This window comes from Lyngbya sp. CCY1209, assembly GCF_055795065.1.
Genome location: NZ_JAYFER010000362.1, coordinates 1 through 12,395, shown reverse-complemented (window position 1 = coordinate 12,395; position 12,395 = coordinate 1). Strand labels below are relative to the sequence as shown.

The window sequence follows — 12,395 nt, the reverse complement described above, 5'->3', positions numbered from 1 at the left end:
ACGGGGAATTTGGTAATTTGAAGCCGAAGAACCGGGTAGCACGGCTATCTTAGCCGTAACAAGCTAGAAGCTTGTTTTACGGGGAATTTGGTAATTGGGAATCGATCCAATTGGCGGCGGCTATTCCCGATATTAACACCCCTTCGATTTGATTTTGACTGCACCAATCTCCCGCACAGGCGATGGGTAGGGGTGTTGTTGCCGTCAAACATTTGACGGACAACGGTTGGCGACAGAAGGCATATCGCCAGCGGTGAACCTGCATCCATTCTGGGGAATCCAGCCAGGAAAATAGGCGATCGCCCGCCAATTTTAACAGCATCTTTCCGGGGGGTTGCAAATCGGTGGCATCGAGATAGTCGCGGGCCAATTCGGCACTGCTATTGAGGACGAAAACGGGTTGGGAGGGATCGGGGCGGCGGCTGCTGTCCAAACCGATCCAGTCGAGGCGATCGCACTCTGGGAACCGCACCGCCTGCCAGGGGGGAGTCCGGGCTTCCACCTGCGGCCATTTGTCGGGGGAATACCCCGCCATCACGGCGATACAGGGGTCGTATGCGGGCGATCGCACCCCTTCGAGAAGATCTGACGGAATTTGTGCTTCCGGTTGTTCCAACACCATCAAGGCTTGGGGCGCCGGAATTGCCACCACCACTGCCTTCGCCCCAATTTCCCGGGGGGTTTCCGGGTTGCCGTCGCCGGTGACTTCCAATTGTAAATTCCAGGTGTTATTGTTTTGGGGAATTAAACCTGTAACGCGGCGATTGAACCAAATTTCCAGATCTCGGGCGAGGAATTTTCCCACCGAATTCATCCCCCGGGGGGCGACGTAGCGGGGCAGGGGTGGAGAGGGTTTAAATTCCCCCGATTTCCACTCGTAAATCGTATCTGTCCACTGTTGTAAATTCCACTCGCGATCGCCCTCCATCTCGGTGATCAACTCCCGAATTTTCTCCCCCGTCGGTTGCAAATATCGCAACCCATGATCAGCCCGAATTCCCCCCACCCGGCGGGTTGCCGATCGCCCCCCCACTCCCCGGGACTTCTCCACCACTACGACTGAATACCCTTGCCGACGCAATTGCTTCGCACAAGTCAACCCCGCAATTCCCGCCCCAATTACGACAATATCGGCTAACGTCATAAGCTATTTCAATTCAAACGATCTGACCGAGGCACCGGGTTTCCGAGGTTCACGTCGAGAATCCGGATGGCAACCCGACACCCGAACATCTTAACCCATTTTCCATCGACGCTTCATCGGGTACGATCGCGATCGGGTATTGAATTGGAGTTGGGGGGGTTTTATATTTCTAAAGGGACCGTGGCGATCGCCGCTCATTTACAGATAGATGATCATGAAGCTATTTTAGCAAAATTGACGAGATAGATGCGATCGCGATCGTCGAATTATGTTTCGGAATTGAAGAAACCGGGTTTCCGAGTCGCCAGGACTGAAAATATCAATCTAGCGAAACACCTTACCCAAAGCGATCGAACAGTATATTATCCATGATTTTATTTGAGATATAGAAAAGCAGTTGGAGTTCCCGATTACCGATTACCCTCGCTTCAGCGCTATAGATCGGAGTCGCCGATTTGACGCTCCCCCGTAGGGGCAACCGTCTCTGGTTGCCCGTCAGGGGGGAATTGGATTTTTGAGTATTTAACCGGATTTGATATGATTAAGCCACACCAACTCCCCCATCATCTGAATATGATTTGATCGGGTAGGGGCGCTGCGTCTTGCGCCCTCGGGAATTGATTCCCAAGCGGTGGCGATAGTCAACCGGTTTTCCGATCGCCATGCAGAAATGCAAGAGGGTAACGAGCGTGAATACACAGTGGCTTGATGCTGCTGGGGGCTAGAACTGAGAATCCCCGTCGTTGTCTTCGCGGGGAGTGTCAAAATACCGAGATTCCCGGTGCTCGAACGGCTTCTTACCCACATGGGAATTGCTGGGGTTTTGAGTCAGAACTTATGGGCGTACAGTACCTCCATCACGTCACAGACATAGGAGATGCCCGAATAATCGTCGAAAAACTTCGCGGCGACCTCATCCGAAATTTTCACGGCCATCTCCCGATTGGGGGTGAGGATCTCAAACTTGACATTCGTGAAGGTGTCGCCGACGGTGGGTTGTCCCGACGAGCGCACGCCGCGACTGCCTTTACCGCCGGCGGCCACCACCGTATAACCGGTAGCTCCGGCTTCGTCGATGATCTTGGCGACTTTTTTCAGTAGCACCTTTTCCGTGACGATGACGAGTTTGCTGGCTTTCTGGGTCATGGGGGTTACCTCTTAATGCGTTCTGTCGTGACAATTAAAGGCAAGATTCTATGGTTTTGCCTTGAACCATACCTTTAAGATTATGCCAAAGATTGGCGAATCCAATCCCCTCTGTCGAGAAAGATTGACTCAGATTAGCAGAAGCATTTCATAAAAAACGCTTATCCTTTTGGCGCGATGACCACCATTCAAATCAAATGGCAGCAGGCCCTCGTCCCTAGTACCCTGCCGTTGGCAGTACCGTCCATCTGCGATCGCAATTGACATTGACCGGAGATCTGCAGGTTCTGCGAAAATCATAAGTAAAAGTTATGCCTTGAATTTGAAATTACTTGGCAGATTTATATAGAGCGATCGCCAATTCGTGCAAACTTTAAGATAAACTTAAGCGCATAGACTTAAGCGCATAGAGATTTGAACCTAAATAGACCCGAGTCTATAGAAGACGATAGGGGCAACTCGTCTTCTCAACCCTGTCCGGAAAAATACCATCCCCGGATCGCTACCGTTCGGATCTCGCCCAATACCAAAGAGTGAAGCCCCACACGCCGACTTGGGTTTGGCTTTTGTTCCATCTATCAAGATCAATCACCGCTTCTCCCCTGAGCGAGGAGACCAAAGGAGGTACTCATGGCAAATTTCTCTGGCATTTCCCATCATTTCTGTACGCTGCCGGCGTTTCCGCAGCCGGCTTCATCTTCATCTCCGGTTGGCCGTGTTTCCCACAGTCTGCATCTGGTTTGCAGTTTTAGGGGTGAGTACGATGGCCTTTAACCTGAATGGTTTGAACTTGAATCACTTGAATCACCACTGATGAGCGCGATCGTTTGCGCTCGCCGGAGCGAAACCTGATCTTCGGACACAGGATGCACCGGGATACAGATGCATTCTTAATGGCGGGTTAACTCGCCGCTCACCCGGATGCGTAGAGCCAGCTACCCACAGGATTGGAGGCCACCCTTGCCTGTCGTCCTGACCCCTAAAATCTGATTAAGGAGGAATTAAAAAGTGGATTTCTTAGCCGATTTCTTGACGCGCTTTGGGGATAAGTTGCAATCCCCAACACTCGGCTTTCTGATTGGTGGTATGGTCATTGCCGCCGTCAATAGCCAACTGCAAATTCCAGATGCGGTCTATAAATTCATCGTCTTCATGCTGCTCATCAGGGTCGGCCTGAGCGGTGGCATTGCCATCCGCGAGGCCAATCTGGCAGAGATGGTGTTGCCCGCGATATTCGCTGCGGTAATCGGCATCCTTGTCGTGTTAATCGCACGCTACACCTTAGCCATCCTGCCGAACATCAAAACCGTCGATGCCATTGCGACCGGGGGCTTGTTCGGTGCCGTGAGTGGCTCTACCCTCGCCGCCGGCATAACGATGATGGAATCGGAAGGTATGCAATATGAGGCTTGGGCCGGCGCACTCTATCCTTTTATGGACATCCCAGCTCTCGTGACTGCGATCGTCTTAGCCAGCATTTATACAAGCAAGCAAAAAGCCAAGCAGGAGTCTCTGAGCAAGGAAGAGTCTCTGAGCAAGCAGCCGGTTGCCGCAGGTGGGTATCCCAGCGAGCCGGAGTATCCCACCACCCGGCAGGAGTATCTCAGGCAGCAGCGCGGTACTGCAAGCAATCGGGTCGAGATCTGGCCGATCGTCAAGGAAAGCCTCCAGGGTTCTGCCCTCTCGGCACTGCTGCTCGGCATCGCTCTCGGCATACTCACCAAGCCTGACAGTGTCTATGAGAGCTTCTTCAATCCGGGCTTTCGCGGCTTGCTTTCAGTCCTGATGCTGATCATGGGTATGGAGGCCTGGGCAAGGATCGGCGAACTCCGCAAGGTGGCTCAGTGGTACGCTGTATATGCCTTTGTGGCACCGCTACTGCATGGGTTCATTGGCTTCGGTCTGGGCATGATCGCCCACATCACCACGGGATTCAGCCCTGGTGGCGTCGTGATCCTGGCCGTCATTGCCGCCTCTAGTTCAGACATCTCCGGGCCGCCCACTTTACGAGCCGGTATCCCGTCGGCTAATCCCTCCGCCTACATCGGCGCGTCCACAGCCATTGGTACGCCGGTTGCGCTTGCCATAGGAATACCCCTCTACATCGGACTCGCCCAGGCGCTGATGGGTGGTAGCTGATCCCAGACGGGTCGCGGTCTGCCGGCGCTCCCCGGGTCCGGCAGACCCACACGGCAATGAATTAATAATTAATGATTAACAATTATTAATTATTAATTCTCCCTACACCCTCGACAATTTTTAACTGAGAATGAAACAGCCGGGCACTCTATCCTTTACCTTTAAATACTATGGAACCCTTATCAAAAGACCCTTCTCCTCGCTGGGGCAATTGGTTTAGTGGAGTCCACATCATTCGTTTTCTGGAACTGGTGCAGGACTTAATTGTGATTTCGTTGTGCATTGGCCTGTTTAGCTTCATGGTGATGCAATTGCGAGAGATGTTTCTGTCGCTGTTGCCCCCTTTGGACTTTCCTCGGGTCACTGCCGATATTTTGTTCTTGCTCATTCTGGTGGAATTGTTTCGATTACTGATTATTTACTTAAAGGAACATCGAGTTTCGATCGGAGTCGCAGTGGAGGTTTCGATCGTGTCGGTGCTGCGGGAAATCATCGTCCGAGGCATTTTGGAAACCCCGTGGGTGCAGGTGATGGCGGCCTGCTCTTTTCTGATCGTGCTGGGCGGTTTATTGGTCGTCCGCGCTTGGATTCCGCCTACCTTTGATGGCATTGACCCGGAGCAGCAGGTGTCCCGCCGTCACCGGATACGCTTTGCTCAAGCATTGGCCGAAAGGGACGGCAAACCGGATGCTGAATCGTTTCAACCTTGAATTGGGTTCGGTAATGCCGAAGTGCGCGATCGCTCAAGCGATCGGGACTCTACTTCCGATTCCCTATTCCCGATTCCCTACACCCCAGGCCGGCAAACCCGCCTCGGCGGAAGGAACCGGAAACACCCGCACTGCCTCTTCCGGGACCGTCACCCGCACCCGCATTCCCACCGGCAGGGAGCGCCCCCCCGCCCGAGTCCGGGCGATCAGTTCCCGCCCGGAGGGGACCCGCAGGCAATAGTGCAGTTCCCGGCCCAAAAATTGCCGATCGCGGATCACGACGGGGGCGGTTTCGTCGGGTTTGAGGATAAAATCTTCCTGTCGCACCATCAGATCCGCCCGTCCCGACTCCGGGCGAATCTCGTCGATATCGGGGGCGATCGCAAAACATCCCACCTCCGTCTCCCAGCGATCGCCGCGCCGTCGGGCCGGGATAAAATTGGCTTGGGTGACGAACTCCGCCACGAACCGCGAAGCCGGTTGCAAATAGATCTCCTCCGGCGTCCCCCACTGTTCCAACCGTCCGCCGCGCATCACCGCCACCCAGTCGGAGATCGACAAAGCCTCCTCCTGGTCGTGGGTGACGAACACCCCGGAAGTTCCCGCCGCCTTCAGGATCTCCCGCAACTCCTGGCGCAGCCTCAACCGCACCTGCACGTCCAAATTGCTCAGGGGCTCATCCAACAACACCAACGCCGGACCCGGCGCCAACGCCCGGGCTAGGGCCACCCGCTGCTGCTGTCCGCCGGAGAGTTCGTGGGGGTAGCGATCGCCTAATCCCGACAATCCCACCAGTTCGAGCACTTCCGCGACGCGATGCTTGACCGCTTTGGGGGACTTTTTCTTTAACGCCTGCAAGCCAAAGGCGACATTTTTTGCTACGGTTAAATGAGGAAATAGCGCATAATCTTGGAAAACCATGCCCACATCTCGCCGTTCGGGGGGAACCCACTGCTTCACATCTGCGACCACCCGTCCGGCGATCTCCACCGCACCGCGATCGGGGCGTTCAAACCCGGCAATCATTCGCAACAGTGTGGTCTTGCCGCAGCCGGAGGGGCCGAGTAACCCCAAAATATCGCCCTGATTCAGGGTCAGCGTCACGGCTTCGACGGCCGGGGCATCGGTGCGGGGAAATTGCTTGTAAATCCCCTCCAGGTGCAAGATTGCAGATTGATCCATCGTTGGTTCGATTGACCTCCCGTTTAAGAGTCGGACGAATGATTGAAAAAAGTTGTAATCAACAACCTTTCGTATCATACTGTCTTTTTGGGATATATTCTCACTAAGTTTTTGTTAAATTTGTTCGGAGGATGCCTGCAAGTGCGATCGCCCGCCACTCCATCTCGCGTCAAACCAACCCTGAATTGCCGTGGGGGCAGCCTTACAGGGTTCCCCAGCAAGACCGGGAGGTGGGGGCAACCGTCTCTGGTTGCCCTGCCGATCGCGGCCCTGATCGCCACCCCGATTTTATTCGTCCTGAGCAGCATTTTCACCAATTCCGGGGAAATTTGGGCGCACCTGGCCTCCACCGTCCTGCCGCGCTATATTGTCAATTCCCTGATTTTGATGATAGGTGTCAGTATCGGCACGATCGCGATCGGGGTCGGGACGGCTTGGCTGGTGACGACGTGCCGCTTCCCCGGAAGCCAAATCTTTGAGTGGGCGCTGCTGCTGCCCCTGGCCATCCCCGCCTACATCCTCGCCTACGTTTATACAGAATGGCTGGAATTTTACGGCCCCGTCCAAACCGGGTTGCGGAACCTGATGGGGTGGCAAAATGTCGGAGATTACTGGTTTCCCGAGATCCGTTCCATCGGCGGCGCGATCGTCCTTTTGACCCTGACGCTGTACCCTTACGTTTACTTACTGGTGCGGGTCGCCTTTTTGGAACAGTCCGGGCGCACCCTGGAGGCCAGCCGATCGCTGGGCTGCAACCCCTGGCGCAGTTTCTTCGCCGTCGCCCTCCCCCTGGCCCGCCCCGCGATGATGGCGGGGTTAGCCTTAGCGCTAATGGAAACCCTCAACGATTTCGGCACGGTGCAGTATTTCGGCGTCGATACGTTTACCACCGGAATTTACCGCACCTGGTTCGGCATGGGAGAACGGGACGCGGCGGCTCAGTTGGCGGCGGTGTTGATGCTATTTATTTTGGGATTAATTCTGCTGGAATTGTGGTCCCGCCGCCAAGCTCAATATTACGAAAATGGGGGTTCTTCCGCCCGGGCGCAGCGGTTTAAACTGGGGGGAGCGCGATCGCTCGGAGCATTTGTCGCCTGCCTGACTCCCCTGGCGCTGGGATTTTTACTGCCCGCAATTTTGCTATTGCAAATGACCCTCAAAAATCTAGAAACAGTCTTCGACGATCGCTTCTGGAGTTTCGCCCGCCACAGTTTGACCCTCGCCATTTTGACCGCCATTTTAGCCGTGGCGATCGCGCTGATTTTAGCCTACGGGGTGCGCCTGAATCCCACTTGGAGAATGCGGCTGTCCGCCCGCATCGCGGCGATGGGTTACGCCGTCCCCGGTTCTGTCATTGCCGTCGGAATTTTGATTCCCGTCGGGGCCTTAGATAATGCGATCGATTCGGCGATGCGATCGCTGTTCGACATCTCCACCGGATTGATCTTCAGCGGCACGATCGCGGCCCTGATTTACGCCTATTTGGTGCGATTTTTGGCCGTCTCCTTCGGGGCGGTGGAGTCGAGTTTGGGCAAAATCAAGCCCAGCTTGGACGACGCGGCCCGCAGTTTGGGCGACTCCCCCACCCGCGTCCTGATGCGGGTTCACACTCCCCTGATGGGTGGCGGACTGCTGACGGCGGCGATGCTGACGTTTGTGGACGTGATGAAAGAATTGCCCGCCACCCTGGTGATTCGGCCCTTCAACTTTGACACGCTGGCGGTTCGCGTCTACAACCTCGCCTCCGATGAACGGCTGGCGGAAGCTGCGGGTCCGGCTTTGGCGATCGTTGCGGTGGGCATCATTCCGGTGATTTTTCTGAGTTTGAAAATTGCCCAGTCCCGCGACCCTTCACTTTAGAGACGCGGCGCCGAATGTGGCGTTAAACTGGCGGCACCAGATCGCGACGGAACCGTAATCACCGGCATTCACCCCAGCGGGCACCGGATAACGCTGGGCGCCGCTCGCCGCTTTCAGGGGTTCCACCAAAACGTAGTCCCCCTCATCGATGCTGTGAACGGGGGCTTGGGTGGTACCGATGACGTCATCGGAACGGTGCAAAATCACGAACAGATCCGGCCCTTCGTTGGTGCCGAAGTCGTCGGCAAATTCCAGATATTGCCGCCCACCCTCCTCGATGACTTGAACCGAGCCCCGGGTGGGATGTTCCCCGGACACGAAGGTTCCTGATCGCATCGCCGCAGCGATTTGATATTCTGGGGCGAGTGCGACGACGGGGCGATCGGAGCCTGTCAAATCCCCGGCAAAAGCGATCGCCAGGACTCCCAAACCGACCAAAACCAGACGTTTCATGAACCCATCTCCCAGCGAATGTCAACCTATCATACGATCGGGGTGAGTCCGCGCTCAAGTTCGGCTAAAGTATTGAATCCGAGGGGCACAAGGAGGAAAGAGCAAAGAGGAGTGAGACGTGAGAAATGCCGAACTCCTCCCCCAACAGCAGGGAATCTAAAATCAGGGCGCAAGCCAGGGGCCCCGACAATCTAAAATCTAAAATTCCCCACACCCCAATTATTATGAAAATTGCCATCATCACCTCTGGATTTCTCCCGGTCGTTGACGGAGTGACGGTCAGCGGCTTCGAGCGGTTGCGGTGGCTGAGTCGTTGGGGGCATCAAGTGCGCCTGTTTTGCCCGGATTACCGGGAGTTGGGGGCGGTGTATCCCGACTGGCGGGATTATACGGGGGAGATCCTCCCCGGCGTCCGGGTTGTCAACCTGCCGAGTACGCCCTTTCTGGGGTTGGACTTCGAGCGCAACGTCAGCCGCGCCGCCTACGGGGTACTGACGCGGGAGTTGGAGGCGTTCGGGCCGGATGTGATTCATGTGGACGAGCCGGAACGGCTGGCCTTCGGGTTTTGGCGGGTTCCGGGGGTGGACTTTGCCCGCCGCCGGGGCATCCCCTGCGCGGGATTTTTCCGGACGAATTTTTTGGACTACGCGGACGACTATTTGCCCCTGCCGCCGTTTGCGATCGCATCGGTTCAGTGGGTGGCGGGGAAATTCCTGCGCTACATTTATAATTCCTACGACATCACCCTCGCCACCAGCCGAGTCACCGCCGAAAATCTGGCTCAACTGGGTATCCGCAACCTGCACCGGCCCCACGTCGAACTCGTCGGCATTGATACGGAAGCATTCAATCCGAACCGGCGAACGGCCGGATTTTTTGAGCGGGAGTACGGACTGCCGGATGTCGATGAAAAAGTGAAATTGATTTTTTTGGGGCGCCTCACCCCGGACAAGGGCTGGGAGTTCGCGTTGGATGCCTTTTCCCGGGTGTTTGAGGTCGTCGATCGCGATCGCGTCGCCATTTTGGTAGCCGGAGACGGGCCGCTGCGGGAGGCGATCGCATCTCGGTTGGGCCGACTTACCCCCCACGCCCACCTCCTCGGGCGCGTCCCCCCAGAACGGGTTCCCGCCCTGCTGGCCAGCAGTGATGTGCACGTCACCACTTCCGAAAAGGAAACCCGGGGGTTGACGGTTTTGGAAGCCTTCGCGGCGGGGATTCCCGTGTTGGCGCCCCGGGCGGGGGGAGTGACGGAGAACATTCGGGACGGGTGGAACGGCTGGCTTTTTACACCCCGAGATAGGGTCGAATTCGTTCAAAAATTGCAATTATTAATTGAGGATGGAAACCGGCGCCGACAGATGGGCGACAACGGCCGGCGGTCAATGGAGCGACACAGTTGGGAGCGAGCGGTGGGAAATTTGCTGGGGGTTTGGGAGCGGCTGTGCGCGACCCGTCGTCCCGGCTCATAATTTCACCCAAAAGCGGGAAGTCAAATCGTCTTTCGACGTTTAAAATTTTGATTTTGATGAGGCCTGATCGATGAGAGAAGGCGCAAATAGAGGGCAAAAAAAGGGGGGTGATTTCGGCAGTTTTCTCGATCGGTCGGCGGGTCACGTTTTGGCGTGGAAAGCGATTTGAGGGCGATCGCACCTCGAAAACGGGAACGACCTGCTTATTTTTTTTGTCCGTTTCCTATGGTTCATTCGTCCGGGGCGATCGGGACAGATGCGATCGCCCCGGAGGCGCGAGATCTCCCACCCGGGACGGCCGAAGTCGGGGCGTTCCGTCCGGAACGAGATCGAATCAGACCGAAAAACGGGGAACGGGAACCATCGGTTATGGCATCTGCGTCCCCCACAACCGAAGTCCAGATCCATTGACAGCGATTTGGGAAAGCGATTACGATTTGCGAGTTTACCTTTCCCCCCTTGCTCATTTTCAGGGACGATTATCGACAGACTATGCAAACTTTCTTGCGAATTTGGTTGGGACAAATTATCTCCGTCGTCGGCAGCTATATCACCGACTTTGCCCTCGGCGTTTGGGCCTATCAAACGACGGGTTCGCTGACTCTGTTCGCGCTGATTCTCGTCCTGACTTACCTCCCTAACTTGCTGATTTCGCCCTTCGCCGGGGTTCTGGTCGATCGCTGGAACCGGCGGTCGGTGATGCTGGTGGCCGATTCCGTCACGGGGGTGACGGCGATCGCGATGATGATTTTGGTGTCCACCGGAAATCTGGAAATTTGGCACATCTATTTGGGGGTGAGTATCAGTTCGGTTTCCAACGCCTTCCACATCCCCGCCTACATTTCCGCGATCGCCCAAGTCGTCCCCAAACAGCACCTCGGGCGGGCCAACGGCATGGTGCAGATCTCCCGGGCGATGGCCCGGATTTTGGGGCCGACGATCGCCGGATTTTTGATCGAGGCCGTCCAATTGCAGGGGGTGTTGCTGTTCGACTTCGCCACCTATTTTTTGGCCACGATCGCCCTCCTCAGCGTCCGCATCCCCGACCCCAAACCCTCCGAAAAAAGCGATCGCAAGACGGTTAACCTCGATCGCATCTGGGACGAAATCAGTTCGGGGTGGGATTATGTCGCGGCCCGTCCGGGACTGTTGGGGTTGATGATCTTCTTCGGCGTCACCTACCTGACGGAGGGGATGATCCAGGTGTTGTTCTGGCCGATCATCCTCAATTTCGCGTCGAGTTCGGAGTTGGGAATCGTCCTGTCTATCAGCGGTTGCGGGATGCTATTTGGCAGCTTATTCGTGAGCGCCTGGGGGGGATTGAAACGTCAGATCCACGGCATTTTATTTTTCGTGAGTTTGCAGGGACTCTGTTTGTGTCTGGGCGGCTTTCAACCTACCCTATTTTTGGCGGCGATCGGAGGATTCGGCTATCTCTTCTCCCAGCCGATTGTCGTCAGCAGCAACCAAACCATTTGGCAGTGCAAGGTTCCTACCTATTTGCAAGGCCGGGTGTTCGCCCTCCAGGGGTTGTTAGAAAAATCCCTATTGGTGGTCACGCAATTGAGTGTCGGTCCCCTGGTCGATCGCTTCTTTGAACCGATGATGATGCCGGGTGGATTCCTCGCCGAGACGATCGGACAGGTGATCGGATCGGGACCCGGACGGGGTAGTGCCCTGCTGTTGTGCGGGGTGGGTATCTTAAATTTGACCGCCGCTTTTATTGCCTACCGCACCCCCCGCCTGCGCCGGGTGGAAACCGAAATTCCCGACGCGATCGCCCCCACGGCTAATGCAGTTTCGAGCTAAAATCGGTTGTATTCTCCATTTGATGAGGGGGGAAAAAAGATGAGAATATCAACGAATCAGTTGGGATTATCGGCGATCGCTTTTCTGGGTTTGCTGGCGATCGCATCGGCCGTTTATCCCCCGGCGATCGCCCGGGCGACCGCTTTTAATATTGTCTGCGAATTCAAGTACCGCATCGGCGGAGAAGAACAGTCCTGGGTTCTCGACTCCGCCTCCGGAACCAGCCGTTCCCAAGCGCGAGGGCGGCGCAAACAGCGGATCGAATATTTGGAACAAAAAGCCGCAGAAGCAGGAGAAGAATTCGAGGCAATTTACCTATTTTGCGAAGATCCCTGGGGGAACGACGGCGATTTCGATTGATATCATGTCGGTTTAAATCCTCAATTTCCAAGCAGTGAAGTCAGTTCAGTAGGGTGGGTTAGGCGCGGCAGTAATTTTTCGGAAAAACCCACAACTTTCCATCCGCGCCGTAACCCACCATTT

11 protein-coding genes are annotated in these 12,395 nt (G+C 55.8%); 7 read left to right on the top strand and 4 right to left on the bottom strand.

Annotated elements, in window-relative coordinates; all coding sequences use genetic code 11:
- Window positions 1-76: 76 nt before the first annotated feature.
- Both AC0QHF_RS10270 and AC0QHF_RS10265 read right to left on the bottom strand, forming a co-directional pair.
- Complete coding sequence (locus AC0QHF_RS10270; protein WP_324704111.1) at window positions 77-1,144, bottom strand: NAD(P)/FAD-dependent oxidoreductase; 1,068 nt, start codon at window positions 1,142-1,144, stop codon at window positions 77-79.
- Window positions 1,145-1,972: 828 nt separating this feature from the next.
- Window positions 1,973-2,290, bottom strand: a complete 318-nt coding sequence (locus AC0QHF_RS10265) for a P-II family nitrogen regulator (RefSeq protein ID WP_324704110.1) — start codon at window positions 2,288-2,290, stop codon at window positions 1,973-1,975.
- 1,008 nt (window positions 2,291-3,298) lie between these two features.
- Between AC0QHF_RS10265 and AC0QHF_RS10260 the strand changes: the two genes are divergently transcribed.
- A complete protein-coding gene (locus tag AC0QHF_RS10260) occupies window positions 3,299-4,429 on the top strand; it encodes a sodium-dependent bicarbonate transport family permease (RefSeq protein WP_324704109.1) in 1,131 nt (376 codons plus the stop codon).
- A gap of 170 nt (window positions 4,430-4,599) precedes the next feature.
- Window positions 4,600-5,139, top strand: a complete 540-nt coding sequence (locus tag AC0QHF_RS10255) for a phosphate-starvation-inducible PsiE family protein (protein ID WP_324704108.1) — start codon at window positions 4,600-4,602, stop codon at window positions 5,137-5,139.
- 63 nt (window positions 5,140-5,202) lie between these two features.
- Here AC0QHF_RS10255 and AC0QHF_RS10250 read toward each other — a convergent pair whose 3' ends face one another.
- Window positions 5,203-6,321 carry an ABC transporter ATP-binding protein gene (locus AC0QHF_RS10250; protein WP_324704107.1) on the bottom strand — a complete coding sequence of 373 codons (1,119 nt, stop codon included), beginning with the start codon at window positions 6,319-6,321 and terminating at the stop codon, window positions 5,203-5,205.
- A 246-nt stretch (window positions 6,322-6,567) separates the two neighbouring features.
- Between AC0QHF_RS10250 and AC0QHF_RS10245 the strand changes: the two genes are divergently transcribed.
- A complete protein-coding gene (locus AC0QHF_RS10245; protein WP_324704112.1) occupies window positions 6,568-8,181 on the top strand; it encodes an ABC transporter permease in 1,614 nt (537 codons plus the stop codon).
- Here the strand turns inward: AC0QHF_RS10245 and AC0QHF_RS10240 are convergent.
- Window positions 8,173-8,634: a DM13 domain-containing protein gene (locus tag AC0QHF_RS10240; RefSeq protein ID WP_324704106.1), complete on the bottom strand. Its 462-nt coding sequence runs from the start codon at window positions 8,632-8,634 to the stop codon at window positions 8,173-8,175. The two genes, AC0QHF_RS10245 and AC0QHF_RS10240, sit on opposite strands and share 9 nt — an antisense overlap.
- Window positions 8,635-8,858: 224 nt before the next feature.
- On the opposite strand from AC0QHF_RS10240, the gene AC0QHF_RS10235 reads away from it, so the two are divergent.
- The 4 genes from AC0QHF_RS10235 to AC0QHF_RS10220 all read left to right on the top strand — a co-directional run bounded on the left by AC0QHF_RS10235 (window position 8,859) and on the right by AC0QHF_RS10220 (window position 12,272).
- A complete protein-coding gene (locus AC0QHF_RS10235) occupies window positions 8,859-10,103 on the top strand; it encodes a glycosyltransferase (protein WP_324704105.1) in 1,245 nt (414 codons plus the stop codon).
- A 225-nt stretch (window positions 10,104-10,328) separates the two neighbouring features.
- Window positions 10,329-10,514, top strand: a complete 186-nt coding sequence (locus AC0QHF_RS10230; RefSeq protein WP_324704104.1) for a hypothetical protein — start codon at window positions 10,329-10,331, stop codon at window positions 10,512-10,514.
- Between the two features lie 81 nt (window positions 10,515-10,595).
- The gene (locus AC0QHF_RS10225; RefSeq protein WP_324704103.1) at window positions 10,596-11,912 is read left to right on the top strand and encodes an MFS transporter; all 1,317 of its coding nucleotides are present in this window, start codon (window positions 10,596-10,598) and stop codon (window positions 11,910-11,912) included.
- Between the two features lie 39 nt (window positions 11,913-11,951).
- Window positions 11,952-12,272, top strand: a complete 321-nt coding sequence (locus AC0QHF_RS10220; protein ID WP_324704102.1) for a hypothetical protein — start codon at window positions 11,952-11,954, stop codon at window positions 12,270-12,272.
- The last annotated feature ends 123 nt before the right edge of the window (window positions 12,273-12,395 follow it).

What these genes read in the sequence shown, in the direction of transcription:
- AC0QHF_RS10270 (WP_324704111.1), bottom strand. Translation starts at nt 1,144, where the DNA reads ATGACGTTAGCCGATATTGTCGTAATTGGGGCGGGAATTGCGGGGTTG.
- AC0QHF_RS10265 (WP_324704110.1), bottom strand. Translation starts at nt 2,290, where the DNA reads ATGACCCAGAAAGCCAGCAAACTCGTCATCGTCACGGAAAAGGTGCTA.
- AC0QHF_RS10255 (WP_324704108.1), top strand. Translation starts at nt 4,600, where the DNA reads ATGGAACCCTTATCAAAAGACCCTTCTCCTCGCTGGGGCAATTGGTTT.
- AC0QHF_RS10250 (WP_324704107.1), bottom strand. Translation starts at nt 6,321, where the DNA reads ATGGATCAATCTGCAATCTTGCACCTGGAGGGGATTTACAAGCAATTT.
- AC0QHF_RS10240 (WP_324704106.1), bottom strand. Translation starts at nt 8,634, where the DNA reads ATGAAACGTCTGGTTTTGGTCGGTTTGGGAGTCCTGGCGATCGCTTTT.
- AC0QHF_RS10235 (WP_324704105.1), top strand. Translation starts at nt 8,859, where the DNA reads ATGAAAATTGCCATCATCACCTCTGGATTTCTCCCGGTCGTTGACGGA.
- AC0QHF_RS10230 (WP_324704104.1), top strand. Translation starts at nt 10,329, where the DNA reads ATGGTTCATTCGTCCGGGGCGATCGGGACAGATGCGATCGCCCCGGAG.
- AC0QHF_RS10225 (WP_324704103.1), top strand. Translation starts at nt 10,596, where the DNA reads ATGCAAACTTTCTTGCGAATTTGGTTGGGACAAATTATCTCCGTCGTC.
- AC0QHF_RS10220 (WP_324704102.1), top strand. Translation starts at nt 11,952, where the DNA reads ATGAGAATATCAACGAATCAGTTGGGATTATCGGCGATCGCTTTTCTG.